At 46.0% G+C, this 26,573-nt stretch carries 26 protein-coding genes; 24 read left to right on the forward strand and 2 right to left on the reverse strand.

Annotated features, from left to right (window positions below; all coding sequences use genetic code 11):
* The first annotated feature begins 5 nt into the window (after window positions 1–5).
* The 24 genes from fliR (at window position 6) to NL644_RS10460 (ending at window position 23,327) form a co-directional block, all read left to right on the forward strand.
* Window positions 6–788, forward strand: a complete 783-nt coding sequence (fliR, locus tag NL644_RS10345) for a flagellar biosynthetic protein FliR (RefSeq protein ID WP_005384463.1) — start codon at window positions 6–8, stop codon at window positions 786–788.
* Window positions 789–791: 3 nt separating this feature from the next.
* Entirely contained in the window at window positions 792–1,922 is a 1,131-nt protein-coding gene (gene flhB / locus NL644_RS10350) for a flagellar biosynthesis protein FlhB (RefSeq protein ID WP_006741705.1), read from the forward strand.
* A 210-nt stretch (window positions 1,923–2,132) separates the two neighbouring features.
* Window positions 2,133–4,232, forward strand: a complete 2,100-nt coding sequence (flhA, locus tag NL644_RS10355; RefSeq protein ID WP_041853026.1) for a flagellar biosynthesis protein FlhA — start codon at window positions 2,133–2,135, stop codon at window positions 4,230–4,232.
* 28 nt (window positions 4,233–4,260) lie between these two features.
* Window positions 4,261–5,778 (forward strand): flagellar biosynthesis protein FlhF, encoded by a 1,518-nt coding sequence (gene flhF / locus NL644_RS10360; RefSeq protein ID WP_012841533.1) that lies wholly within the window; start codon window positions 4,261–4,263, stop codon window positions 5,776–5,778.
* Window positions 5,779–5,792: 14 nt separating this feature from the next.
* Window positions 5,793–6,680 carry a MinD/ParA family protein gene (locus NL644_RS10365; RefSeq protein ID WP_005380498.1) on the forward strand — a complete coding sequence of 296 codons (888 nt, stop codon included), beginning with the start codon at window positions 5,793–5,795 and terminating at the stop codon, window positions 6,678–6,680.
* Window positions 6,673–7,407 (forward strand): RNA polymerase sigma factor FliA, encoded by a 735-nt coding sequence (locus NL644_RS10370; protein ID WP_048625854.1) that lies wholly within the window; start codon window positions 6,673–6,675, stop codon window positions 7,405–7,407. Before NL644_RS10365 ends, NL644_RS10370 begins: the two co-directional genes overlap by 8 nt.
* A gap of 45 nt (window positions 7,408–7,452) precedes the next feature.
* Window positions 7,453–7,821, forward strand: coding sequence for a chemotaxis response regulator CheY (gene cheY / locus NL644_RS10375; protein ID WP_017635949.1), 369 nt, complete (start codon window positions 7,453–7,455; stop codon window positions 7,819–7,821).
* 120 nt (window positions 7,822–7,941) lie between these two features.
* Window positions 7,942–8,682 (forward strand): protein phosphatase CheZ, encoded by a 741-nt coding sequence (locus NL644_RS10380; protein WP_006741709.1) that lies wholly within the window; start codon window positions 7,942–7,944, stop codon window positions 8,680–8,682.
* A gap of 9 nt (window positions 8,683–8,691) precedes the next feature.
* Window positions 8,692–10,926, forward strand: a complete 2,235-nt coding sequence (locus NL644_RS10385) for a chemotaxis protein CheA (protein WP_253658366.1) — start codon at window positions 8,692–8,694, stop codon at window positions 10,924–10,926.
* Between the two features lie 29 nt (window positions 10,927–10,955).
* Complete coding sequence (locus tag NL644_RS10390) at window positions 10,956–12,068, forward strand: chemotaxis response regulator protein-glutamate methylesterase (protein ID WP_047008842.1); 1,113 nt, start codon at window positions 10,956–10,958, stop codon at window positions 12,066–12,068.
* An 8-nt stretch (window positions 12,069–12,076) separates the two neighbouring features.
* On the forward strand, window positions 12,077–12,856 hold the full coding sequence (locus NL644_RS10395) for a ParA family protein (RefSeq protein ID WP_006741712.1): 780 nt from the start codon (window positions 12,077–12,079) through the stop codon (window positions 12,854–12,856).
* Window positions 12,846–13,946, forward strand: a complete 1,101-nt coding sequence (locus tag NL644_RS10400; protein ID WP_074191669.1) for a chemotaxis protein CheW — start codon at window positions 12,846–12,848, stop codon at window positions 13,944–13,946. The genes NL644_RS10395 and NL644_RS10400 overlap by 11 nt, the downstream gene beginning before the upstream one ends.
* A gap of 35 nt (window positions 13,947–13,981) precedes the next feature.
* Window positions 13,982–14,476: a chemotaxis protein CheW gene (locus NL644_RS10405; RefSeq protein WP_005380507.1), complete on the forward strand. Its 495-nt coding sequence runs from the start codon at window positions 13,982–13,984 to the stop codon at window positions 14,474–14,476.
* Window positions 14,477–14,490: 14 nt separating this feature from the next.
* Window positions 14,491–14,985, forward strand: a complete 495-nt coding sequence (locus NL644_RS10410; protein ID WP_046875563.1) for a DUF2802 domain-containing protein — start codon at window positions 14,491–14,493, stop codon at window positions 14,983–14,985.
* 287 nt (window positions 14,986–15,272) lie between these two features.
* Entirely contained in the window at window positions 15,273–15,890 is a 618-nt protein-coding gene (ccmA, locus tag NL644_RS10415; RefSeq protein WP_012841536.1) for a cytochrome c biogenesis heme-transporting ATPase CcmA, read from the forward strand.
* Window position 15,891: 1 nt separating this feature from the next.
* Window positions 15,892–16,560: a heme exporter protein CcmB gene (gene ccmB / locus NL644_RS10420; protein WP_006741714.1), complete on the forward strand. Its 669-nt coding sequence runs from the start codon at window positions 15,892–15,894 to the stop codon at window positions 16,558–16,560.
* 109 nt (window positions 16,561–16,669) lie between these two features.
* Complete coding sequence (locus tag NL644_RS10425) at window positions 16,670–17,413, forward strand: heme ABC transporter permease (RefSeq protein ID WP_005394301.1); 744 nt, start codon at window positions 16,670–16,672, stop codon at window positions 17,411–17,413.
* A gap of 11 nt (window positions 17,414–17,424) precedes the next feature.
* Complete coding sequence (gene ccmD, locus NL644_RS10430; RefSeq protein ID WP_005380515.1) at window positions 17,425–17,631, forward strand: heme exporter protein CcmD; 207 nt, start codon at window positions 17,425–17,427, stop codon at window positions 17,629–17,631.
* Window positions 17,628–18,113, forward strand: coding sequence for a cytochrome c maturation protein CcmE (gene ccmE, locus NL644_RS10435; RefSeq protein WP_005380516.1), 486 nt, complete (start codon window positions 17,628–17,630; stop codon window positions 18,111–18,113). The genes ccmD and ccmE overlap by 4 nt, the downstream gene beginning before the upstream one ends.
* Window positions 18,110–20,086 (forward strand): heme lyase CcmF/NrfE family subunit, encoded by a 1,977-nt coding sequence (locus NL644_RS10440; RefSeq protein WP_005394299.1) that lies wholly within the window; start codon window positions 18,110–18,112, stop codon window positions 20,084–20,086. The genes ccmE and NL644_RS10440 overlap by 4 nt, the downstream gene beginning before the upstream one ends.
* Window position 20,087: 1 nt before the next feature.
* Complete coding sequence (locus NL644_RS10445; protein ID WP_012841537.1) at window positions 20,088–20,642, forward strand: DsbE family thiol:disulfide interchange protein; 555 nt, start codon at window positions 20,088–20,090, stop codon at window positions 20,640–20,642.
* Window positions 20,639–21,124: a cytochrome c-type biogenesis protein gene (locus NL644_RS10450; protein WP_005380519.1), complete on the forward strand. Its 486-nt coding sequence runs from the start codon at window positions 20,639–20,641 to the stop codon at window positions 21,122–21,124. The genes NL644_RS10445 and NL644_RS10450 overlap by 4 nt, the downstream gene beginning before the upstream one ends.
* The gene (gene ccmI / locus NL644_RS10455) at window positions 21,124–22,338 is read left to right on the forward strand and encodes a c-type cytochrome biogenesis protein CcmI (protein WP_161443123.1); all 1,215 of its coding nucleotides are present in this window, start codon (window positions 21,124–21,126) and stop codon (window positions 22,336–22,338) included. The genes NL644_RS10450 and ccmI overlap by 1 nt, the downstream gene beginning before the upstream one ends.
* Window positions 22,339–22,553: 215 nt before the next feature.
* Complete coding sequence (locus NL644_RS10460; RefSeq protein ID WP_193447004.1) at window positions 22,554–23,327, forward strand: VacJ family lipoprotein; 774 nt, start codon at window positions 22,554–22,556, stop codon at window positions 23,325–23,327.
* A 74-nt stretch (window positions 23,328–23,401) separates the two neighbouring features.
* Here the strand turns inward: NL644_RS10460 and NL644_RS10465 are convergent, their stop codons facing one another.
* On the reverse strand, window positions 23,402–24,730 hold the full coding sequence (locus NL644_RS10465) for an outer membrane protein transport protein (RefSeq protein ID WP_046875549.1): 1,329 nt from the start codon (window positions 24,728–24,730) through the stop codon (window positions 23,402–23,404).
* A gap of 309 nt (window positions 24,731–25,039) precedes the next feature.
* Window positions 25,040–26,299 carry an outer membrane protein transport protein gene (locus tag NL644_RS10470; protein ID WP_253658367.1) on the reverse strand — a complete coding sequence of 420 codons (1,260 nt, stop codon included), beginning with the start codon at window positions 26,297–26,299 and terminating at the stop codon, window positions 25,040–25,042.
* Window positions 26,300–26,573 lie beyond the last annotated feature (274 nt).

Consider the following 26,573-nt stretch of genomic DNA (forward strand, 5'->3'; position numbering starts at 1 on the left):
CGCCTATGGAGTATCCCACTAGCGTTGTCTTAGATTGGATCGCAAACTATTTCTGGCCCTACGTTCGTATCTCTTCCATGCTGATGGTGATGACGGTAACTGGGGCTCGATTTGTCTCACCACGAATCCGCCTTTACCTCGGGTTAGCCATCACTTTTGCCGTCATGCCTGCGATCCCTGCAGTGCCTCAAGACATTGAGTTGCTCTCGTTTCGGGGGTTTATGACCATTGCCGAGCAAATGATCATCGGTATTGCGATGGGGATGGTCACTCAATTTATGATTCAAACCTTTGTCTTGTTGGGACAAATATTGGGTATGCAGTCAAGTTTGGGTTTCGCTTCTATGGTTGATCCCGCAAATGGTCAGAACACGCCATTGCTTGGTCAGCTATTCATGTTTTTGACGACAATGTTTTTCCTTGCCACCGATGGGCACTTGAAAATGCTGCAACTGGTCGTGTTCAGCTTTAAAACACTGCCGATTGGCTCCGGCTCGCTCAACGCGGTTGATTTCCGTGAAATGGCAGGCTGGCTTGGTATTATGTTCCAAACGGCACTGAGTATGTCTCTATCTGGCATTATTGCACTACTTACCATTAACTTGTCGTTTGGTGTAATGACCCGTGCCGCACCACAGCTGAATATCTTCTCGCTTGGTTTTGCTTTTGCTTTGATGGTGGGCCTATTACTTTGTTGGTACATATTGGCTGGCCTTTATAGTCATTATGAAATGTTCTGGACAGTGGGTGAGGCGCAGATTTGTCGACTCATTCGCTTGGAGTGCTAAGAATTGGCAGAATCAGACGGTCAGGAACGCACCGAAGAAGCCACGCCCCGACGGTTACAACAAGCCAGAGAAAAGGGGCAGGTTGCTCGGTCTAAAGAACTTGCATCAGCATCTGTACTGATCGTTGGCGCCATTTCACTGATGTGGTTTGGCGAGGCGTTAGCACGCTCACTGTTTTCCATCATGAGCCGTTTATTTGATCTTCAACGAGAAGAGATTTTTGATACGGCAAAGCTATTTGACATTGCTTTAGGGGCGATGACCGATTTGTTGTTCCCTCTATTTTTGGTGCTAGCTACGTTGTTTACTGCCGCCATGATTGGTGCTGCGGGTGTGGGAGGAATCAGTTTTTCTGCTCAAGCGGCCATGCCAAAGCTGTCGAAAATGAATCCGCTTAGCGGTTTAAAGCGGATGGTGGGAATGCAAAGCTGGGTAGAGTTGATCAAATCAATACTTAAAGTGGTTTTGGTTACTGGTGTCGCGATCTATTTGATCCAAGCATCGCAGGCGGATCTGATTCAATTAAGTATGGATGTGTATCCGCAAAACATCTTCCATGCTTTAGATATTCTGCTGAACTTTATCTTGTTGATCAGCTGTTCACTGTTGATCGTGGTTGCCATCGATATTCCATTTCAAATCTGGCAGCACGCCGATCAGTTAAAAATGACCAAGCAAGAAGTCAAAGACGAATATAAAGAAACCGAGGGTAAGCCAGAGGTCAAAGGACGCATTCGTATGCTGCAAAGAGAAGCGGCTCAACGTCGTATGATGGCAGATGTTCCTCAGGCTGATGTTATTGTTACCAACCCAGAGCACTTTTCGGTTGCGCTTCGTTATAAACAGAAGACAGACCGTGCGCCGGTAGTGATCGCTAAAGGCACCGATCACATGGCAATGAAGATTCGAGAAGTCGCCCGAGAGCATGACATCACAATTGTACCTGCTCCGCCACTTGCTCGTGCGCTGTACCATACTACCGAGCTAGAACAAGAGATCCCCGATGGATTGTTTACTGCGGTGGCTCAGGTTTTGGCATTTGTATTCCAGTTGAAGCAATACCGAAAGCGAGGTGGTCAGCGCCCCAAAATTCAGGATTACGATTTGCCAATCCCGCCAGAACACCGGCACTAATGCTAAAAGAAGCCTAATTCTAAAAAGGCTAATTGAATCAGATATTAAGCTCTACTTGAGTGTTTAGTCATTATTTTGGCGTTAATTATGGTACATAGCTTGCTTAAAACGCCTTAATTATCAACCATACCTAAACTTTTAGGCCAAAGCGGTCGCGTATTAATAGTAAGAGCTAACGTGACGCTTCAATCGATTGAGATCTCTCGTAGTATGAAGTTAAGCCTGCCATTTGCAGATAAATTGCCACGAATCCCTCAGCGTGAAATGCCAGCTATTGGCGCGCCGGTGATGGTTTTGGCCACCTTAGCGATGGTGGTGCTGCCTATTCCAGCCTTTTTGCTGGATATGTTCTTCACCTTTAACATCGCGTTGTCGATGGTGGTGTTGTTAGTGACCGTTTACACACGTCGTCCGTTGGACTTCGCCGCTTTTCCGACGGTACTACTGATAGCGACTTTGTTGCGTTTGGCGCTGAACGTTGCCTCGACACGTGTCGTCTTACTGCATGGTCACGAAGGCGGCAACGCGGCAGGTAACGTAATTGAAGCGTTTGGTAATGTCGTTATTGGTGGTAACTACGCGGTCGGCTTAGTGGTTTTCCTTATCTTAATGATCATCAACTTTATGGTGGTGACCAAAGGTGCGGGTCGTATCTCTGAGGTAAGTGCTCGCTTCACCCTTGATGCGTTGCCAGGTAAGCAGATGGCGATTGATGCGGACTTAAATGCTGGATTGATAGACCAAGAACAGGCAAGAGTTCGTCGTTTTGAAGTGACCAAAGAAGCGGATTTCTACGGCTCGATGGATGGTGCCTCGAAGTTCGTAAAAGGTGACGCGATTGCCGGTATTTTGATTCTGTTTATCAACATCATCGGCGGTCTGTCGATCGGTATGGCGCAGTATGGATTGGGTTTCGGTGAGGCAATTGAAATCTATACTTTGCTGACGATTGGTGACGGCCTAGTTGCACAGATACCATCGCTATTGCTGTCGATTGCAGCGGCGATGATGGTGACGCGTCAAAACACCGATGAAGACATGGGTGAACAGCTGGTCTTCCAGATGTTCGACAACCCAAAAGCACTGATGATTACCGCAGCTATTCTCGGTGTGATGGGCATCGTACCGGGCATGCCACACTTTGCGTTTTTGAGTCTGGCGGTCGCAGCTGGCGCGGCGGCGTATTTCATCGATAAACGCCAAAAGCAGAAAGCGAAAGAACCGGCTTTACCAGCGAAAGCCGACGAAGGTGCAGAGCCTTCATCACAACGCGAGCTTTCTTGGGACGACGTCCAGCCAGTCGATATTATTGGCCTAGAAGTGGGTTACCGCTTGATTCCGCTAGTGGACCGAGACCAAGGCGGAGAACTGTTAGAGCGCGTAAAAGGTGTGCGTAAAAAGCTATCGCAAGATTTTGGGTTCTTAATCCCTGCGGTTCACATACGTGACAACCTTGAACTGACGCCAAACAGCTATCGAATCACATTAATGGGGGTTGCGGTCGGCGAAGCTGAGATTCGTCCGGATCAAGAGCTAGCGATTAACCCAGGTCAGGTGTATGGCATGATTGATGGCGAGCCAACCATTGACCCTGCATTTGGACTGGAAGCCGTATGGATTCGCGAAGATCAGCGTGAGCATGCTCAGGCGTTAGGTTATACGGTTGTTGACTCATCGACAGTATTAGCGACGCACCTGAGCCAGTTACTGACCAATAACGCATCGCAGTTGATTGGTCATGAAGAAGTAGAGAATTTATTAGAAATGTTAGGACGCAGCGCGCCTAAGTTGGTTGAGAACTTTGTTCCTGACCAATTACCATTAGGTGTGGTGGTGAAAGTCCTACAAAACTTGTTAAACGAGGCCATTCCAATCCGCGATATTCGCACGATTGTTCAAACTTTGGCTGAGTACTCAAGTAAGAGTCAAGAAGCTGACATATTGACGGCAGCAGTTCGAATTAGTCTGAAACGTCTAATTGTTCAAGAAATCAATGGTATAGAGCCTGAGCTGCCAGTGATTACTTTGATACCTGAACTGGAACAAATATTGCATCAAACTATGCAAGCATCAGGAGGCGAATCTGCGGGGATTGAACCGGGGCTCGCTGAACGATTGCAGTCTTCACTAAGCCAAGCGACACAGGAACAAGAATTGAAAGGCGAGCCAGCCGTTCTGCTTACTTCCGGTGTATTACGCTCGACGTTGGCGAAATTTGTGAAGAACACAATACCTAATCTCCGGGTACTGTCTTACCAAGAAATCCCGGATGAAAAACAGATCAGAATTGTGCAAGCCGTGGGTAACTGATCTCACGCATCATTAATGGATTCATAGTTTGAAAATAAAGCGATTTTTTGCCAAAGACATGAGAACGGCGCTGCTCCAAGTGAAAGAGGAGTTAGGCGCGGAAGCGGTGATCATGTCAAACAAGAAAGTGGCTGGTGGGGTGGCGATTGTTGCGGCGATAGATAGTGAATCTAACCCGTCTCAAGCAAGCGCAGCGTCACAACAAAATCGCGGTGCTTCTCAATCGAATCGCTATAACGAACATCGTCAAATGTCATCGTCTTCTGCTGATCGTTATCAAGATCGTCATTTAGATGAAGATAAAATTAGCCTGAACAGTAACAACAGTAACAACGAAAAAACAGGCTCGATGACGCAGCGATTCGCTAACATGCTTAAGCAATATAGTGGTGGTGCAGCAGATGCTGACGATCATGTAGCGGAAAATGAAGATTCGCTCTCTGCTTTATTGCAACGCCAGAATAAGCATCGCGACGGCTACAACCAAGAAAAGCCAGCGCCATATCAACCAGATTCACCTTTGGCGAAGTTAATCGCACAAGATAATCGATTTGAGCGTCCAACGCCGAAGTTGGATCCGACACGCTATGATCGCCGCCGTCCAAGTGATGAGCGAGAAGAGTCTGCTGATGAGCTGGAGAGTATGCGCGAAGAGATGACGTCAATTCGTCGTCTTCTAGAGCATCAAGTCTCTGGCCTAATGTGGCAGGAAGTGGAACGTCGAGAGCCGCTCAGAGCAATGCTGATTAAGCGCTTAGAGCGTATGGGCGTTTCTCCGGAGTTAGCAGACCAAATGGCGTGCTATATCCCGGAAGATACAAAACCAGCGCGAGCGTGGAAAGCGTTGTTGTCGCTGGTGGCGGATCAAATCAATATTCCTAAACAGGACATTTTAAAACGTGGTGGTGTGGTCGCACTGTTAGGTCCGACGGGGGTGGGAAAAACAACCACCGTTGCGAAGCTCGCAGCACGTGCCGCCATGGAATACGGTGCCGACAATGTGGCCCTTGTGACAACAGATACATATCGCATAGGTGCACATGAGCAGCTCTCAATTTACGGAAGAATCATGGGTTGTCCCGTAAGAGTTGCTAAAGATTCTAACGAGTTAGCCGATGTTATATATCAGCTAAGAAACAGAAGACTGATTTTGGTCGATACGGCAGGGATGGGGCAACGAGATGTCAGGCTTTCTGAGCAGCTCGATACTCTAATGCAAGAGAGCGGAGAAGTGATTCACAGCTACCTTGTTTTGCCAGCTACCGCACAACGTCGCGTTCTACAAGAAACGCTGGATCACTTCCGACGCATACCACTTTCGGGTTGTATTATGACGAAGCTTGATGAGTCATTAAGTCTAGGCGAATTCATCAGTGTAGTGATTCAAAACGCAATGCCAGTGGCTTACATCGCTAATGGTCAGCGCGTGCCAGAAGACATTGTGATAGCGCAACCAAAATATATGCTTGCGAAAGCAAATGAACTGTTAGAGAAGTCGACAGAGAACGAACCTCACTTTTGGAACAGTGACAGTGAAGGACTCTAAGGCGGCGGACTACTATGACTGAGAATATGATACACGATCAAGCAAGCGGCCTCCGTCGCTTAACACAACCATCGTTGACCAAAGTGATTGCTGTTACTGGCGGCAAAGGTGGTGTGGGGAAATCAAACGTAACACTGGGTCTGGCGATTTGTATGGCTCGCCAAGGCAAGAAGGTGATGGTTCTCGACGCTGATTTAGGTCTGGCCAATGTGGACGTGATGCTCGGAATTCGTGCAAAACGCAATCTAGGACATGTCTTAGCGGGTGAATGTGAGCTAAAAGATGCGATTGTCGAAGGGCCTTATGGTATAAAGATAATCCCTGCAACTTCTGGCACGCAGAGCATGACTGAGCTTTCTCACGCTCAACATGCTGGACTCATTCGAGCATTTGGTAGTCTTGAAGACGAAATGGATGTCCTGCTGATAGATACCGCCGCAGGCATTTCTGACATGGTAATCAGTTTTTCGCGAGCAGCTCAAGATGTCGTTGTGGTTGTGTGTGATGAACCAACTTCAATCACAGATGCATATGCGTTAATTAAGCTGTTAAGTAAAGAACACCAGGTCCAACGCTTTAAAGTTGTAGCAAATATGGTCAGAAGCTACCGAGAAGGGCGAGAATTGTTTGCAAAGTTGACGCTAGTCACAGAGCGATTCTTGAATGTCAGCCTTGAACTCGTAGCATGTATTCCATTAGATGATAAAGTACGACAGGCTGTAAAAAGACAAAAAATTGTCGTTGATGCGTTCCCTCGCTCACCTGCCGCTTTAGCTATTAGCTCACTAGCAAACAAAGCGTTAACGTGGCCACTACCGAAAACACCAAGTGGACACTTGGAATTTTTTGTGGAAAGGTTGCTAAATCGTACCGAATTCGCAGAGGACCCTTTTGGTGAATAAAGCGATAACCTATGACCAACATGGCAAGTTTAATAGCCAGCAAGCGTTTATAGAGCGCTACTCAGTGTTGGTTAAGCGCATTGCTCACCACCTATTAGGCCGTTTACCGCCGAGTGTTCAGGTAGAGGATTTAATTCAGGCCGGCATGATCGGTCTTATCGAAGCTCAGCAGAATTATGATGGTTCTAAAGGTGCGAGCTTTGAAACTTATGCAGGTATCCGTATTCGTGGCGCAATGTTAGATGACATGCGCAAAGGCGATTGGGTACCGCGTTCTGTTCATAAAAATAATCGAGAGATTAACCAAGCGATTGCGGAACTGGAAGGCGAATTAAATCGAGATCCTACTGATTCTGAAGTAGCCACGCATCTCGGTATGACACTGGATCAATATCATAGTGCTCTGACCGATATCAACTGCTCAAAATTAGTCGGTATTGAAGATTTAGGCGTTTCTGATGATGTGATTTCACCTGCAGATGAAACTGATGACAGTAACCCGTTTAAAGGGGTTGCCGATGAATCATTTCGAAAAGCACTGGTTGAATCAATAAAACAGCTTCCAGAGCGTGAAGCTTTGGTACTTTCGCTTTATTATGATGAAGAACTCAATTTGAAAGAAATTGGCGATGTGTTAGGCGTAAGCGAATCTCGCGTAAGTCAAATACTGAGTCAAGCGATGCAACGTTTGCGCACCAAGCTCAGTGCGTGGACACAAAATGACTAAAAACACTGATTTTACGATTCAGTGGAGGCAATTTTGAATAAAAACATGAAGATCCTTATTGTTGATGATTTCTCAACAATGCGCCGTATTGTTAAAAACCTGCTTCGTGACTTGGGTTTCAATAACACTCAAGAAGCGGACGATGGTTTAACCGCATTACCAATGCTGAAAAAAGGTGACTTCGATTTTGTTGTAACTGACTGGAACATGCCAGGTATGCAAGGCATCGATTTGCTTAAACACATCCGCGCGGATGCAGAACTTAAGCATTTGCCAGTTCTAATGATCACGGCTGAAGCGAAGCGTGAGCAGATCATTGAAGCTGCTCAAGCAGGCGTAAACGGCTACATTGTTAAGCCATTTACTGCTGCAACATTAAAAGAAAAATTAGATAAAATTTTCGAGCGTTTATAACTCTCTCTTTTTCTCTTTGTTATTCGAGTCATTCATACCAATTATTAAATACCTATTAAATGACTCGTTTAGCGTTTTTAAAGTGATAAGAAGAACTAAACGTAAAAGGGTCTATTCAGAATGATCTCACTAGAGCAGGCGAAGTCACTCGTTCAAATGCTAGAAAACGGGGAACAAGACCAAGCCAATATGCTTGTTGCCTCGATCTACGAAGGTGCCGAGAATCCAATGCTGCAAGAAATTGGAGCCTTAACTCGAGACCTTCACGAATCACTCAAGCAGTTCAGTCTCGATCAGCGCATGACCGAAATTGCGAAAGACGAAATCCCTAACGCAAGGGATCGTCTTAATTATGTGATCGAGAAGACAGAGCTAGCAGCCAACAAAACGATGGATGCAGTCGACTGCTGCCTTCCTATCGCTGACAACCTGCATGATTGCCTTCAGAAAGTTCGTCCTCAATGGAATGAACTCATGCACGGGCGCATCGAATTAAGCGAATTCAAAGCACTTTGTCACCGAATCGACGAGCTATTAGTTCAAGTCGAAGGTGACAGCACTGAGTTGCGTGGTCAATTGACCGAAATTCTCATGGCGCAAGACTTCCAAGACCTAACTGGCCAGATTATTCGCCGCGTAATTACGTTGGTAAATGAAGTAGAAGGCCGCTTAGTGGAAATCCTAACCGTATTCTCTGGAAATAAACCTGAAGAACACATTCAAGTTTTGTCAGAACCGGCAGATAAAAAGAATACACAAACAAGCGAAGCCGAAGGCCCGATTCTTCATCCAGAACTGAGAGAAGATGCGGTTTCATCGCAGGACGAAGTCGATGACTTGTTGTCCAGTCTTGGATTTTAAAGGTAACGTATGAGCTACGATTTAGACGAAGATATTCTTCAGGACTTTCTCATTGAGGCTGGGGAAATTCTCGAACTGCTTTCTGAGCAGTTGGTTGAATTGGAAAATAACCCAGAAGACAAAGACTTACTTAATGCAATTTTCCGCGGGTTTCACACCGTAAAAGGCGGTGCTGGCTTCCTGTCTTTGGCAGAGCTAGTCGATACTTGTCATGGTGCGGAGAACGTGTTCGACGTTTTACGAAACGGCCAACGCACGGTCACGCAAAACTTAATGGATACGATGCTAAAAGCGTTGGATACGGTCAATACCCAGTTCCAAGCTGTTCAAGATCGTGAGCCATTGGAAGCTGCGGATCCTGCCCTTCTTGAAGAACTTCATCGTCTATGTAAACCTGAATCAGAAGATGAAGTCGCTGCAACCGTGGTTGAAGAACCAGTGGTTACTCCTGAACCTGTCATTCCTGAGCCTGTTATTGAAGAACCTGCCGCGCCAGCGTCAAGTGTCGGCTCTGTTGATGAAATTACCCAAGACGAATTCGAAAAGCTGCTGGATGAGCTTCATGGTAAAGGCTCAGCTCCAGGCGCTTCAGAACCTGCGACACCAACAACGCCATCTGAGCCCCCTCAATCAAGTGCGCCATCAGTTGAAAGTGGCGATATCACTGACGATGAATTTGAGCGTCTACTTGACGAACTTCACGGCGTTGGCAAAAGTCCATCAGCGGCAGAGGCTGCAGCATCTGCACCAGCAGAACCTCCTAAAGCGGCAGAACCAGCTGCGCCAGTTGCATCGTCAGCAAATCAAGATAGTGACTTAATGACGGACGAAGAGTTCGAAAAGTTACTCGATGAGCTACATGGTGCGGGCAAAGGTCCTACGCTAGAAGAACTGGATATGGCAACGAAGCCGGCATCAGCAAACGTAGAGGAAAGCCCTGCGAAACCTGAGCCTGCGGTTAAGCCAGCACCAGCAGCGCCAACTCCGGCTCCAGCACCAAAACCAGAATCTAAACCTGTCGCGGTGAAAGAAGAGGCGAAAGCGCCAGCGGTTACAAAGCCTCAGGCCGAGGCAACCGTTCGTGTCGATACCTCGACGCTTGATACCATCATGAACATGGTAGGTGAGCTTGTATTGGTCCGAAACCGTCTATTAAGCCTTGGTTTGAACAGCGACAATGAAGAAATGTCCAAAGCGGTCGCCAACCTTGATGTCGTAACGGCGGATCTGCAAGGCGCGGTAATGAAAACGCGTATGCAGCCAATCAAGAAAGTATTTGGCCGTTTCCCACGCGTTGTCCGTGACTTGGCGCGCAACCTAAATAAAGACATTGTGTTGGAAATGCGCGGTGAAGAAACCGATCTCGATAAAAACCTTGTAGAAGCATTGGCCGATCCATTGATTCACTTGGTTCGTAACTCGGTTGACCACGGTATTGAAATGCCAGACGACCGTGCGAAAGCAGGTAAATCACGCACAGGTAAAGTGATTTTGTCTGCATCACAAGAAGGGGATCACATTGAGCTATCCATCGTGGATGATGGCGGCGGTATGGACCCGAACAAACTGCGTGGTATCGCGGTTAAGCGTGGCATGATGGACGAAGATGCGGCGGCCCGTTTAACAGACAAAGAGTGCTTCAACCTTATCTTTGCGCCAGGTTTCTCAAGTAAAGATAAAATTTCTGACATCTCTGGCCGTGGCGTTGGCATGGATGTGGTTAAGACGGCGATCAACACCTTAAATGGTTCAATCGATATCGATTCTGAGCTAGGTAAGGGCACTAAGATCACCATCAAAGTACCACTGACGCTTGCGATCCTACCAACACTGATGGTTGGCGTTGGCGGTCATCCGTTTGCACTACCACTGGCTTCGGTGAGCGAAATCTTCCACTTGGATCTGAGTCGCACAAACGTGGTAGATGGTCAGTTGACGATCATTGTGCGTGAAAAATCTATCCCGCTATTTTACCTACAGAACTGGTTAGCATCCAAATCACAAAACGTCGAAGAGCGTACTGGTCACGGTCATGTGGTTATTGTACAGATCGGTAACCAGCGCGTTGGTTTTGTTGTGGATACGCTTATTGGTCAAGAAGAAGTGGTTATTAAGCCACTCGATAATCTATTGCAAGGCACTCCGGGCATGGCTGGTGCAACAATCACTAGCGATGGCCATATTGCATTAATTCTAGATGTGCCTGATTTACTTAAGCGATATGCTGCGGCTTCACGCCTTTAAGCAAAGCTGACGTTATTAAAAGGAATAAGATGGCGATTAAAGTACTAGTCGTTGATGATTCGAGTTTTTTTCGACGTCGCGTGAGCGAAATCATCAACTCAGAATCGCGCCTAGAAGTGATTGACGTTGCGGTAAATGGCAGAGAGGCGGTTGAGAAAGCCAAATCTCTTAAACCGGACGTCATCACGATGGATATTGAAATGCCAGTGATGGATGGCATTACCGCTGTGCGTGAAATCATGGCAGCGGCTCCAACGCCAATCCTAATGTTTTCGTCCCTGACTCATGACGGGGCGAAAGCCACGCTTGATGCGCTAGATGCGGGCGCATTGGATTTCTTACCGAAAAAGTTTGAAGACATCGCACGTAACCGCGAAGAAGCGGTATCACTGCTTCAGCAACGAGTTATTCAGATTGCTTCGAAGCGCGCTTTTATGCGTCGACCAATCACTCGCGCTGCTGCGAGTACCAGTGCGGCAGCTCGTCCACTAGGCTCAAGAACGGCTTCGCCAGCGACTCCAGCTCCTGCTCGACCGGCTGCGGCAAAGTTCCGAGCCTCTGGTAAGAAGTATCAACTGACCGCAATTGGCACGTCGACTGGTGGTCCGGTTGCTTTGCAAAAAATTCTGACGCGTTTACCGATGAACTACCCGCATCCGATCGTATTGATCCAACATATGCCAGCAACCTTTACTGCTGCATTTGCCAGCCGTTTGAATACCTTGTGTAAGATTCAAGTGAAAGAAGCACAAGATGGCGACGTCTTGCAGCCAGGTGTGGCATACCTGGCTCCAGGTGGTAAGCAAATGATGGTGGATGGTCGAGCAGGGGCTGCTCGTCTTCGTATCATTGATGGCGGCGACCGCATGAACTACAAACCATGTGTGGATGTGACTTTTGGTTCTGCAGCCAAAGTATACGGTGACAAAGTACTCTCTCTAGTGCTGACAGGCATGGGTGCAGACGGTCGTGAAGGCGCTCGCATGTTGAAGTCTGCAGGCTCAACTATTTGGGCTCAAGATGAAGAAAGTTGTGTTGTTTATGGTATGCCCCAAGCTGTTGCTAAAGCAGGCATTTCTTCAGAAGATTTACCGCTTGACCGCATTGCAGAACGCATGTTGGTGGAAGTTGGCCTAGCGTAGGATTCATCATGATTGTTTGGAGTGTAGCTAACCAGAAAGGTGGCGTGGGTAAAACCACCTCAACAGTGACATTAGCGGGTTTGCTGAGTCAAAAAGGTCATCGCGTACTGATGGTCGATACTGACCCTCACGCATCACTGACTACCTATCTTGGTTATGATCCTGACGCAGTAACTTCGAGCCTGTTTGATTTATTCCAGTTGAAGACATTCTCTCGTGAAACGGTGAGGCCGTTAATCCTAGAGACAAAACTGGAAGGGATGGATATCATTCCCGCGCATATGTCTCTTGCGACGCTTGATCGTGTCATGGGGAATCGCAGTGGGATGGGGCTGATCTTAAAACGAGCTCTACAAGCGGTCTCACAAGACTATGATTATGTGTTGATTGACTGCCCGCCAATTCTTGGTGTGATGATGGTCAACGCACTGGCCGCCAGTGACCGAATTTTGATTCCCGTTCAAACCGAGTTTTTGGCGATGAAAGGCTTAGAACGCATGATGCGCACGTTAACCATTATGCAAAAGTCTCGTCCGGGTGGTTTCAAAGTGACTATCGTTCCAACAATGTATGACAAGCGCACCAAAGCGTCTTTGCAAACATTGATGCAACTGAAGAAAGATTACCCAAATCAAGTATGGACCTCTGCGGTGCCGATTGATACCAAGTTCCGTGATGCTAGTTTAAAGCATTTGCCAGCATCGCATTTTGCATCTGGTAGTCGTGGTGTGTTTGCGTATAAACAGTTACTGATTTACCTGGAGAGGTTAGCGTTCGATGAGCAGTAACGACGTGCTTTCCAGTGAACAAGCGCTTGATGACTACTTTAATGCGCTATTGGGTGATGAGGCTGAAGCAACGACTCTTGAGGAAGAGCTTGACTTGCTGGCTCAAGAAATATCATCTGCAGAGCCAGAGCCAGAGCCAGAGCCAGAGCCAGAGCCAGAGCCAGAGCCAGAGCCAGAGCCAGAGCCAGAGCCAGAGCCAGAGCCAGAGCCAGAGCCAGAGCCAGAATTGCAGTTTCAATACTCGGAGCCGGAAACTTACCAGTTTCAAGAAGCGTACCCGCCAGAATTGGAAGCCCCAAATCTGGAAGATGTGCAAAGGTTATTAAGTCAGCTTGAAGCAAGCAACCCTGTAGCCGAGTTAGATATTGATAGTATTCTTGAACAAAATACGATTGATATTGCAGCAGAAATAAAAGCGGCTGAGCCAGACGTACAAACCGTTAGTGAGGCGCCCGAGTTACAAACAGTTGAAGAGATACAAGACTGGGTGATTGATGCGCCAGTTTTTGAGGAAACTCAGCCAGAACTGGTTGAACCTCAATCGGTGATTGAGCATGATGTCAATATAGAATCGAACGTTGATACCGAGCTCGAGACACAAACAGGTTCCGAAATACCAACTGACTGGGAAAGCACGAAGCGAAGTGAAGATTTTCAAGTGCTTTACTTTGATGTGAATGATGTCACGTTTGCCGTACCGCTTGATGAGTTAGGTGGTATTCATCGCATCAGCGAGCTTAACCATTTGATAGGAAAGCCCGCCTGGTATTTGGGGCTACAAACAAATCGTGAGCAACAGTTTGATGTCGTCGATACCGCGAAATGGGTGATGGCAGATAAGCTTCGCGATGACAGTTACAAAGATAATTACCAATACGTTGTCATGCTTGGAGAGAGCATGTGGGGGCTGGCCAGTAACCAACTAATGGGGACGGAAACGCTCAATATCGACAAGGTTCGCTGGCGTGAACAGGCGGGTAAGCGCCCTTGGCTAGCGGGCATGGTAAAAGAAAAAATGTGCGCCTTAATTCATGTCCAGGCGCTCATTGACATGCTAAACGCCGGTTTAGATGTCAAATCACTGAATTAGATTTAAGTCGGGAACGACATTAACGAGGATTAACTATGTCTCAAGCTTTTGAAGTAGAAGTGAAGAAAGATGCATCGAATGACGAAGTTCTTCAGTGGGTGACGTTCCAGCTAGAAGAAGAAACGTACGGCATCAACGTAATGCAAGTTCGTGAAGTACTTCGTTATACTGAAATTGCACCCGTTCCAGGTGCGCCAGATTATGTTCTGGGTATCATCAACCTGCGTGGTAACGTGGTTACTGTTATCGACACGCGTTCGCGTTTCGGCCTGATGGAAGGCGAAGTTACAGATAATACTCGTATTATTGTGATCGAGTCAGAGCGTCAAGTGATTGGTATTTTGGTAGATAGTGTGGCAGAAGTGGTTTACCTACGTTCTTCTGAAATTGACACGACGCCTTCTGTTGGTACTGATGAAAGCGCGAAGTTCATCCAAGGTGTGAGCAACCGTGACGGCAAACTTCTTATCCTTGTGGATTTGAACAAGCTCCTAACGGATGACGAATGGGACGAGATGGCTCACCTATAATGGGCTGAATAATGATGGCTGAAGAGACTCTTTTATCTGTTCCATTCCTTGCGGGTGGCGTCGCTTTTATCGTGTTGGTGTTGGTTGTTTTGCAACTGCGCATTCGCTCGGGGTTGCAAAAGCAAGTAGACCAGCAACGAGCACAGTCTCGACATGTAGATAAAGAAGTACAAAAGTTGAGTAAGCAGTTACTCGAAGTGCGTTCGGTTGTCGTTGGTCTTGGACAAAAAGTAACGGAACAACAAGACATTATTCAGCACCTAAACGAGAGAATTCGTGAACTCGAGCACGCTGATACTGATGGTCGCTTGTACAGTCGAGCTTCTAAAATGGTACAGCTTGGTGCAGATATCAATGAGCTCATTGAAGAGTGTGAACTGCCAAAAGCTGAAGCGGAATTGATGCTTTCACTACAGAAAAAACTGGCGGGAAAAGAGAAAATTCCACCACTAAGCGGTCAGCCATCAGATGATGCAGAATACCCGACGCGTGGACGTCGTCGACGCTAAAGGTTTTAAAGCGATAAAAAGAGGCGATAAGCCTCTTTTTTTTGTATTCGGTTACTAATTATCTTTTTGCAATATAGCCCTAGATTACCTTAAGCTATTTTCATTCTTAGCACTCGCTCCCCAAGTTAAAATGAGAGCTTATAACTACTTATAGTTAATTTTATTAAAGTGTGACGATTAATTAACAAAAATACATGAACTTACATACATCCCAGCCCTCTTATCCTGTTTTGTCATAACTAAGCTGTGCTAATATAGCGCTTCGTTCATTTTTTAGTTGAAGCTCTATGTTAGAAGTATCTAACCTGACAGCGATCCGTGATGAGAGGGTCCTGTTTGAAAACCTGCAGTTTGAAATTAAGCCTGGTGAATTGGTCCAGATAGAAGGGCGCAATGGTACTGGCAAAACTACTTTACTACGTATTGTGACAGGTTTAGGTGATAGAGAAGAAGGCATCATTAAGTGGAAAGGAGAAGAGGTTGAAAAATCTCGTGATGTTTTCCATCAAGATCTGCTGTTCTTAGGGCATCAAACTGGAGTGAAACGAGAGCTTACCGCACTAGAAAACTTACGTTTTTACCAATCTATTCAAAATAACCGCTCTTCTGACGAAGAAATCTTCACTGCTTTAACTCAAGTTGGTTTAGCCGGTCGAGAAGATGTGCCTGTAGCACAGCTTTCCGCAGGTCAGCAACGACGAGTGGCATTAGCAAGGTTATGGCTCAGTAAGCAAATTTTATGGATTTTAGATGAACCGTTGACCGCCATCGATAAGCAAGGCGTCAAAGTGCTTGAATCTTTGTTCGCAAGTCACGCTGATAATGGCGGTATTGTCGTGTTGACGACGCATCAAGATATGTTTTCGGACAGCCCGAAACTTAGAAAAATAAAGTTGGGTGATTGATATGATTCCATCTATGACCACCATCATTCGCCGCGAGCTATTGATAGCATTTCGCCGTCAGGCAGACATTCTGAACCCGCTTTGGTTCTTTATTATTGTTATTACTCTGTTTCCTCTTAGTATCGGTCCTGAACCAAATTTGTTAGCACGTATTGCAGCGGGCATTGTTTGGGTTGCCGCATTGCTATCCGCCTTATTATCATTAGAGCGTCTATTTCGTGATGATTTTCAAGACGGTGCATTGGAACAAATGATGCTAATGCCGATTCCATTGCAACTTGTAGTGGTTTCAAAGGTCATAGCACATTGGTTGTTAACAGGGTTACCTCTGATCCTAATTAGCCCATTATTGGCGGTTTTACTTTCGCTCGATTTCAATACTTGGCTATCTGTTGTACTAACCTTGATGATCGGTACACCGACACTAAGTTTTATTGGAGCTATTGGTGTGGCTTTGACGGTTGGGTTGCAAAAGGGTGGCGTTCTTTTGAGTTTGCTTATTCTTCCGCTCTACATCCCAATTTTGATTTTCGCAACATCAGCAATTGATGCCGCCGCGCTTGGTATGGCGTATAACGGTCAACTAGCAATTTTAGGTGCGATGCTAATGGGAGCGATGACGTTAACGCCTTTTGCCATTAGTGCCGCATTGAGAGTTAGTGTTAACTAACTCAATAAAGTGCCAATGAAGCGGCGCTTGATCAAAGAATTATTATTAAAGCACTGCTACGGTCTCAACCCTTTAGACAGTGTCCCTGAAGTAAGAGTGAGAACAAAACATGTGGAAATGGCTACATCCTTATGCCAAGCCAGAAACCGCTTACCGTTTGAGTGGTAAGTTTCTGCCTTGGTTTTCTGTATTGGCCCTCGTATGCTTATCGGTTGGTACGGTTTGGGGGCTTGCATTTGCGCCTTCAGATTACCAACAAGGTGACAGTTTCCGAATCATCTATATTCACGTCCCATCAGCTATTTGGTCTATGGGCGTTTATATGTCGATGGCGATTGCGGCATTTATTGGCTTAGTATGGCAAGTACGTCTATCTGATATGGCGGCACTTGCGATGGCGCCGATTGGTGCGGTATTTACCTTTATTGCTCTACTTACTGGTGCCGTTTGGGGTAAGCCAATGTGGGGCACTTGGTGGGTATGGGATGCGCGTCTTACTTCAGAGTTGATTCTTCTATTTCTCTATCTTGGTGTTATTGCGCTTTATCACGCGTTTGACGATCAGAAAACAGCCGCAAAAGCGGCGGGTATTTTAGCGATCGTAGGCGTTGTTAACCTTCCGATCATTCACTTTTCCGTAGAGTGGTGGAACACGCTTCACCAAGGCGCGACGATCACGAAATTTGAACAACCTTCTATTTCATCCGACATGCTTTGGCCGTTATTGCTAAACATCTTTGGCTTTGCGTTCTTCTTTGGTGCAGTGACGATGGTCCGTTTCCGTAACGAAATCATCAGTAAAGAAAGTCACCGCCCTTGGGTGCGCAAACTCGCAACAGAACAAACTCAGTGAGGTAATTGATTATGCATTTTGAATCTCTGAGCGACTTTTTTGCCATGGGTGGCTACGCATCATACGTATGGAGTGCGTTTGGTATTACTTTCTTATCCATGCTGATTCTTCTGATCACTAGCCTTCGCCGCGGTGATGCATTATTGAAAGAAGTGAAAGCAAAAATTGACCGTCAAGCTCGTATCGACGCAGCGAAGAACATGGAGAACACCTTATGAATCCGAGACGTAAAAAGAGGCTAGGTATCGTACTAGCGATCTTTATCGGTATTAGTGCCACCATTGGTTTGATACTTTATGCGCTTAACCAAAATATGGACCTTTTCTACACTCCTACGGAATTGGTTAATGGTAAGCCAGATGGCACCAAGCCAGAAGTAGGCCAGCGTCTGCGTATTGGTGGTATGGTGGTTGTGGGCTCGGTTCGTCGAGATCCTAATTCTTTGAAAGTGAGTTTTGACCTGCACGATGTCGGTCCTAAAGTGACGATTACTTATGACGGTATTCTTCCTGACTTGTTCCGTGAAGGGCAGGGTATTGTGGCTCAAGGTGTACTGAAAGATGCCACGACAGTTGAGGCATTTGAGGTCCTAGCGAAGCACGATGAAGAATACATGCCACCAGAAATTGCGGAAGCGATGAAGAAAACGCATGAACCGCTTCAATACAGCACAGAACAGAAACAAGGAAGCGGCCAATGATTGCTGAAATCGGTCACTTTGCTCTCATTCTTTCGCTTGCAATGGCTGTGCTGCTGAGCGTATTGCCATTGTGGGGAGCATCGAATAATAACACCATGCTCATGAACACAGCGCGACCGCTATCTTGGTCTATGTTCCTAATGCTGTTGTTCTCTTTCGCCATTTTATGTTGGGGATTTTATACCAACGACTTCACGTTACAGTATGTAGCGAGCAACTCGAATAGTCAGCTTCCTTGGTACTACCGTTTAACCGCAGTATGGGGTGCACACGAAGGTTCACTGTTGCTATGGGTTTTAATCCAGGCTGCTTGGACTGTCGCTGTAGCGACATTCAGTCGTGGTATGCCGCAAGAGTCGGTTGCACGTGTACTTGCCGTAATGGGCATGATCTCAGTGGGTTTCCTACTGTTTATAATCCTAACGTCAAACCCATTCCTACGTACGTTACCGTTCTTCCCGGTTGACGGGCGTGACTTGAACCCTCTGCTTCAAGACCCTGGTTTGATTGTTCACCCGCCAATGCTTTACATGGGCTACGTTGGTTTCTCGGTTGCCTTCTCTTTTGCGATCGCATCCCTAATGACCGGACGCCTTGATACGGCTTGGGCCCGTTGGTCTCGTCCTTGGACTACCGCTGCATGGGTATTTTTAACACTCGGTATCGCACTAGGCTCTTGGTGGGCTTACTACGAACTTGGCTGGGGTGGCTGGTGGTTCTGGGATCCAGTAGAAAACGCATCATTCATGCCTTGGTTAGCGGGTACCGCATTAATGCACTCTCTTGCAGTGACAGAAAAACGCGGCACATTTAAAGCGTGGACGGTACTATTGGCAATCTCTGCATTTTCGTTGAGTTTGTTGGGCACATTCTTAGTCCGTTCCGGTATTTTAGTATCGGTGCACGCGTTCGCGTCTGACCCGTCGCGCGGTATGTTTATTCTAGGTTTCTTAGTTTTCGTTATCGGTGGTTCTTTACTGCTGTTTGCCGTGAAAGGGGCGGCAGTGCGTGTGCGAGGTAACTTCGACTTAGTCTCTCGTGAAAATGCGCTCTTAGCCAACAACGTATTACTTATCGCAGCACTTGTTGTGGTGTTAGTGGGGACGCTGTTGCCGCTCGTACACAAGCAGCTTGGTTTGGGGTCGGTTTCTATCGGTGCGCCATTCTTCGACATGCTGTTTGCGTGGTTGATGATGCCATTTGCTTTCCTACTTGGTATTGGTCCACTTATCCGTTGGAAGCGAGACAATTTATCTAAACTTGTGAAACCAATGCTCGTTTCAGGTGTGCTTGCTTTTGCTTTGGCCGCGGTATGCGTATACCTGTTTGCCGACTTCTTCTCAACTATGGCTTACATTGGCTGGGTAATGGCGATTTGGATTATTGCGATGCATGGCTTTGAATTGTACGAGCGTGCAACGCACCGTCATAGCTTTAGTGAAGGCGTTCGCAAGCTGCAGCGTAGCCATTGGGCGATGATGTTGGGTCATGTTGGTCTGGCGGTATCTGTTATCGGTATTGCGATGGTACAGAACTACAGCATCGAGCGTGATGTACGTTTAGCACCTGGCGAACACTTCCAAATTCAAGGTTATGATTTCTACTTCTCAGGCCTTCGTGATAAAGATGGTCCAAACTACGATGGCTACATCGCGGATTTTGAGATCACACATGATGGCAAATACGTGAATACGCTTCACGCTGAGAAGCGCTTCTACCGTACGGCTAAGTCTATGATGACCGAAGCTGCCATTGACCGTGGAATTAGTCGTGACTTATACATTGCAATGGGTGAACGTTTAGACGACAACCGATCTTGGGCTGTTCGTATTTACTATAAACCGTTCGTTCGTTGGATTTGGGCTGGCTCTTTGATTATGGCATTAGGCGGCGCACTAGCGATTTCTGATAAACGCTACCGCTTCCGCAAATCTTCAAAGAAAAACGCGAAGTCAAAAGAGCAGGAGGCATAACATGAATAAGAAAATCTTATTTATTCCGCTCGTCGCTTTCATGATTTTGGCGGGCATTTTCGCAACCCAGTTAATGCGCAACCAAGAGGGCGATGATCCAACGAAATTGGAGTCGGTTTTGGTTGGTAAGCCAGTTCCTGAGTTTCACTTAGAAGACTTAGCTGAACCTGGAAAACAATACGACCAGTCAATTTTTAAAGGTGAACCGTTGCTCTTGAACGTTTGGGCAACGTGGTGCCCAACGTGTTATGCAGAGCATAAATATCTGAACGAGTTGGCGGGTAAAGGCGTTAAGATCATCGGTATGAATTATAAAGATGATCGTAACAAAGCGGTAGGCTGGTTGAATGATCTCGGCAACCCGTACTTAATTAGCCTATTTGATGGTAGTGGTATGCTTGGTCTTGACCTTGGCGTTTATGGTGCACCAGAAACATTCATTATTGATGCAAATGGTGTGATTCGCTATCGCCATGTGGGGGATGTAAACCCACGTAATTGGTCAGAAACACTGGAGCCGCTTTACAACAAATTGGTTGAGGAGGCGAAGCAATGAGAAAGCTGATCCTTGCAGTCTTTGCTGCCATGACATTATCTCTTGCTGCTCACGCTGCCATTGAAGTGTACGAGTTCGATAACTTGGAACAAGAACAGCAGTTCAAAGAGTTAAGCCATACGCTCCGTTGCCCTAAATGTCAGAACAACACGATCTCGGATTCTAACGCTGAACTTGCTCAGGACTTACGCCATAAGGTGTACGAAATGACCAAAGAAGGTAAGTCCAAAGATGAGATTGTTGATTACATGATCGCCCGTTACGGTAACTTCGTGACTTACAACCCACCATTTACGGTTGCGACTGCGATCTTGTGGCTAGGGCCACTCGCTGTAGTATTGGGTGGTTTTGGTTTGATTGTACTGCGTAGCCGTAAATCTAAAGTTAAGGCAAAAGCGAGCAGTGACGAGCAATGGGATGAGCAAAAAGAGGCTCGTTTAAAAGCATTGCTTGAAGAAGAGAACAACGGAGATAAGAAGTAATGACACTATTTTGGATTTCCACCGTTGCTCTTACGCTTATTGCTTGTGCGCTGGTGGCTTTGCCGCTGCTTAAACAGAAAGCGAACAATGATGATGTGTTACGCGATGAGCTCAACAAGGCATTTTATAAAGACCGTCTATCAGAGCTTGCAGAAGAAACCGACGAAGGGCTGGTTGAAAGCGAAGACGAACTGATTTCTGATCTAAAGCAGTCTCTCCTTGACGATATTCCTGGTGATAAAGCGCAAAAAGAAACCAAGGTTTCACCAATCGCGGTTTTAGTCCCATCGGTAATTCTGACGGTGGCGTTGAGCTATGGCTTGTATTACAAATTTGGCGCGTCAGAAGATATTGTTCAATGGCAAGAAGTGTCTGCAAATCTACCTGAGTTATCGAAAAAGCTGATGTCGGCTTCTTCTGAGCCGTTGAGTGACGATGAAATGGCGGATTTGACCCTTGCCCTCCGAACTCGCTTACATTACCAGCCGGAAGACTCGACAGGTTGGTTACTGCTAGGTCGTATTGCGTTAGCAAATCGTGATGTCACCACAGCTATCGATGCGATGGAAAAATCGTACCGCCTAGAGCCAAAAGATCCTGATGTGATGTTGGGTTACGCACAAGCTCTGATGCTGTCTCAAGAGGAAATGGATCAAGCGACGGCTCGCTCATTACTCGGCAAGCTGATGCAGCAAGACTATGTCGATCTGCGTGTGTTTTCTTTGTTAGCGTTCGATGCGTTTGAGCGTCAAGACTTTCCGGCAGCGATCAAGTACTGGGGAATCATGCAGCAAATGATTGGTCCAGAAGATAGCCGCTACGAGATGTTGTCACGCAGTATTGAGAGTGCTCGTAAGCAAATGGGCGAAGCGGTTTCACCGGATAAGAGTGTCGCTGTGACAATTAATGTGGCCCCAAATGCTCAGTTAGATCCAAACGCAGTTCTCATTGTATCGGTACATCGTGCAGATGGCTCACCAATGCCTGTTGCGGCAGCTCGCTATCCGCTGGGTACTTTCCCTCGTACAGTCGTATTAGATGATGGTAATGCCATGATGCAGGGGCAAAAACTATCTTCACTCGACAAGCTCATTGTGCGTGTGCGTGTAGACTCTGACGGTAACGTAGCAACGCGTGACCAAGATTGGCACGGAGAGAGTGACGTCGTTGAATTTGGCACGCCGGTTGAAGTGACCATTGACCAGCAATATTAATCGTTAACGTCTGTCTCTGAAATATGACAACGGGGTAGAGTCTGTTGCCTTTAGTGGTATGACTCTAAACGATCGAGTAGAATACCGAAGGCCAGCGACTGCTGGCCTTTATTTATTCCCATATCTGAGTCATCTTTACTACGTATACTGCTCAACATACGTACAACTGTTCATTGGGTGACTTAGGTACATTAATAGTCGTTATGGAAAATAAAATGTATAACAAGGGTAAATCTACCTTCTTGTTACTGCTTGCAGTTGGACTGGTTGGCTGTTCAACTGCGCCTGATGAAGCAGTAACAGGACAAGAAACAAATCAAACGACTTCTGATGTGTATGACCCGTTGGAAGGCTTTAACCGAACCATGTGGGAAATCAACTACGAATATTTAGATCCGTATTTGGTTCGTCCTGTATCACTTGCGTATGTGGAATACACGCCAGTTCCTATTCGTTCCGGTATTGCTAACTTCTTGTCGAACTTAGATGAGCCAGCCAGCATGGTTAATAACTTAGTCATGGGTAACGGCACGAAAGCCGTGGACCACTTTAACCGTTTTTGGATTAACTCGACGTTTGGTATTTTCGGTTTATTCGATATTGCAAGTGCCGCGGGTATTACGAAATACGACGAGAAAGCGTTCAGTGATGCAGTAGGTCATTATGGTGTTGGAAATGGCCCTTACTTCATGATTCCAGGTTATGGCCCGTATACCTTACGTGAAGTGACAGATACCGTAGATAGTACGTATTTACCCCTCTCTTACCTCAACTTCTGGGCGAGTTTGGGCAAGTGGGCGTTTGAAGGCATGGAGAAGCGTGCTTTATTAGTACCGCAAGAAGCACAGTTAGACTCGTCGCCGGATCCATATATTCTTACTCGCGATGTTTATATTCAGCGCCAAAACTTTAAAGCAGAAGTTGAAACCGTTGAAGAAGTTAATATCGAAGAAGAAGAGTATTTAGACGAATACCTAGAAGACTTTTAAGCGCTGTTCTTTACAATATACAAACAAAAAAGGCTTAGCTGATGCTAAGCCTTTTTTGTATTTTTGCTGTTTGGTTAGAAACGGTAGTTTGCTTGAACACCGATTAGCCAAACATTACCCGTAGTTTCGCCTACGAATTGGCCGCCGACTTGTTCCGCAGCGTCGTCTGACTTATAACCACGAGACTCAACGATTGGCGCGTCTTTCGCGAAAATATAGGTGAAGCCAGCGTCTAGGCTGAAGTCTTTTGTCCAATCGTACGTTGCACCAATACTTAGCCAAGTACGGTCAGTTTCTGGAATAGTGATCGTACGGTTTTTGTCGCTTACCGCTGAAGTATCGTATGCAATACCAGTACGTAGCGCTAGCTTAGGATCAAGCTGGTAAGTGGCACCAACAGCAAAGCGGTAGTTATCTTCCCAGTTTTCTACTTTAACCATATGCGTGCCAGCGGTATCTAGGCGTGCTTCCAATTTCTCGAAAGAGCTCCAATCCGTCCAGTTAAAGCTTGCGTGTAACGCAAGTTGGTCTGTTACTTGGTGGAAGCTTGCCAACTCAGCCGTTGCAGGCAGGTTTAGGTACATGTAGCCGTTGTCACGTAGTTGTGGAAGCTCAGAAGTACCGAAGCCAAAACCTAGACCTTCAGCATGGCCTTCAAGCTTCAGTTCAACTTCAGATTTGTACGCGAAGCCGATACGGTTATTTTCATTGATCTGCCATGCAGTACCAACTTGCCAGCCCCAAGCGGTATCGTCACCTTCCATGTATTTTAGAGCGGTACCTTGAGGAACACTGATAGGATCGCCAGTTAAAGGGTGCTTTCCTACAACGTTATTCTTAGGAGCTGCTGCGCCAAAGCTGCCTTCGCCGATGATGTAACGGATACCACCACCAACGCTGATTGATTCATTGACTTTGTAAGCTGCGTTTAAGTTCGCTTCCATTGTCGTTACGCTTGCTTCGTTACCGAAGTGTGATGCACCAAAGCCTTTACCTAAATCGGTTTCCATACCGTAGTTGGTGCCAAATGCCAAACCAATCGCGAATTTCTCATTGTATTGGTGTGATAGGTAGAAGTTTGGAATGATTGCATCATGTGCGAAATCATCTGAAGATGCAGAAGAAGTACTACCGTGGAAGTTTACATCACCTTCAATATCAATATTTGGGTTCACATAGATTGCACCAACGGACACTTGAGTGCCTTCCAAATAAGTTAGCATTGCTGGGTTACGCCATTGTGCACTTGCGTTGTCAGCCATTGCTGCTTCACCAGCATATGCTCGACCTAGGCCTGTTGCAGAATATTCAGCAAGTTGGAAACCTGCTGCGTTAGCCATGCCCGTTGTGCCAAGTAGGCTTAATGCCACTGCTGTTGATAGAAGAGTCTTGTTGGTTTTCATTCGAATGTTCGCTGATTTGTTTATAACGTGGGACGAAAGTTTAAAGGTAGAGTTTTTACTTTAGAAATGAAAATCCAACATAAGTAGTCATTTGGAATATTATTCTTTCAAGTGTTACTTGGGTGGTTTAATAATCTAACTGTGAAGGGCTTGTAAATGGAATTCAGCGAACAGCTGTGCGTCCTAATTGTGAGATTTAGATACACGTGTTCACTCAAATTGAGTGGGCAATAAATCGCAGATATGAAAAAAGGCTGGAAATCCAGCCTTTTATATAAAGTATTTTTCTACTAACTAACAGCGAAGCGCTTAGAAGCTACGGCTGTATTGTAAGCCGAATAGAATTGCGTCAGCATGAGTTGTTGCTGTTACACCGGTAGAAAGACCAGGAGCTAATTGAGTATTCTCATTAACTTTTACATCTTCACCTAACAAGTATGTGAAGCCAAAATCGATGTTTGAGCTATTATCAATATGGTAAGAGAAACCTGTTGAGAACCACTGGCGATCTGAATCTGGTACCGAGATAGACGTTACTTTATCTTGAGCGCTTGTGTCGTACATGTAACCAGCACGAAGTGTCCAGTTGTTGTTTAGGTAGTAAGTACCACCAATTGCGTAGTGCCAGCCATCTTGCCATTGATAGTCTTTCGAGTAACCACCTTTAAGTAAACCCTGATTTAGGTTCTCAAAATCAATTTGGTCGAAATCTTTCCAACCGATGTATTGGATGCTGTAGTGTACAGCAAACTTAGTGTCTTGGATTTTGTGGAAACCAGAAAACTCGGCCATATCTGGTAGAGGTAGCGTGATTTCCTGACCTTTGTCGTCTTTTGCTGTAAATTCAGGGCTGTAACGATACGCTAGACCAAAACGGTTGTTTTCATCTAGTTCGTACACAGTACCAACGTTGAAACCAACAGCCCAACCATCAGCTTTATCTACGTCCAGAACTTTTTGACCGCCAACCCGTGGGACTGAAGAGCTAGTTGTACGCTTCATTGTGCCTTGGCCGTAGATTAAATCTAAACCAGCACCAAAGCTCCATTGTTCGTTTAAACGGTAAGAACCCGCAAAGCCAAAGTTGAAGCTTTTTACATCCGTAAGACCACCGTACTCGGTTGCGGTATAGTTATCTGAAAATTCAGTTTTAGTGCCGAAATTAGAGTATGCGTTTACGCCCCATGCAAACTTGTCATTTACTGGAACGATTAGGTGAATGTTTGGAGCTATTGACGTATCACCCACATCATCAGTGTCAGCAACATTTACAGTACTAGAACCCAAAGGAGTATTAACGTTATATTTCGCATCTTTCACTTCAATCATTGAAGTAATGCTTTCGAAACCTAGCGAAAGCTCCATTTTATCAAATAGAGCCATTGCTGCTGGGTTACGAGCCATTACTGCGGCGTTATCTGCGATTACTGCATCACCAGCAAATGCACGGCCGATGCCAGTTGCTGATTGAGCGTTGATTTGGAAACCCGCTGCCATCGATTGACCTGAGGCAAAAGCTACCGTTACTGCTAGGAGAGTCTTTTTAAACAGACGCGTGTTCTGAGTCATTTGTTTTTCCTTATTAGATTCGTCTCTTTGGACGATAAATTGAGCTTTTGCTCAGTGGCGCAGATAGTAGTATCAATAGTTGCTTGGACAAATCCGACCATTGGATAAAATTGAATAAAAACTGCAGAAATGATGTCTAAAAGACGGGAAATTGCACTTAAAATGCATAATTTAGAGTTTAAGCTCTAAATGCTATAGCAAGGGTGAATGTTTTGTGTTCTATTTATACAAAAATGCCGCTAAATAAGATCATTTAGCGGCATTTAACCTTTTG

The organism is Vibrio sp. Y10_XG_PY6 (assembly GCF_024181795.1).
Taxonomy (GTDB): Bacteria; Pseudomonadota; Gammaproteobacteria; order Enterobacterales; family Vibrionaceae; genus Vibrio; species Vibrio diabolicus.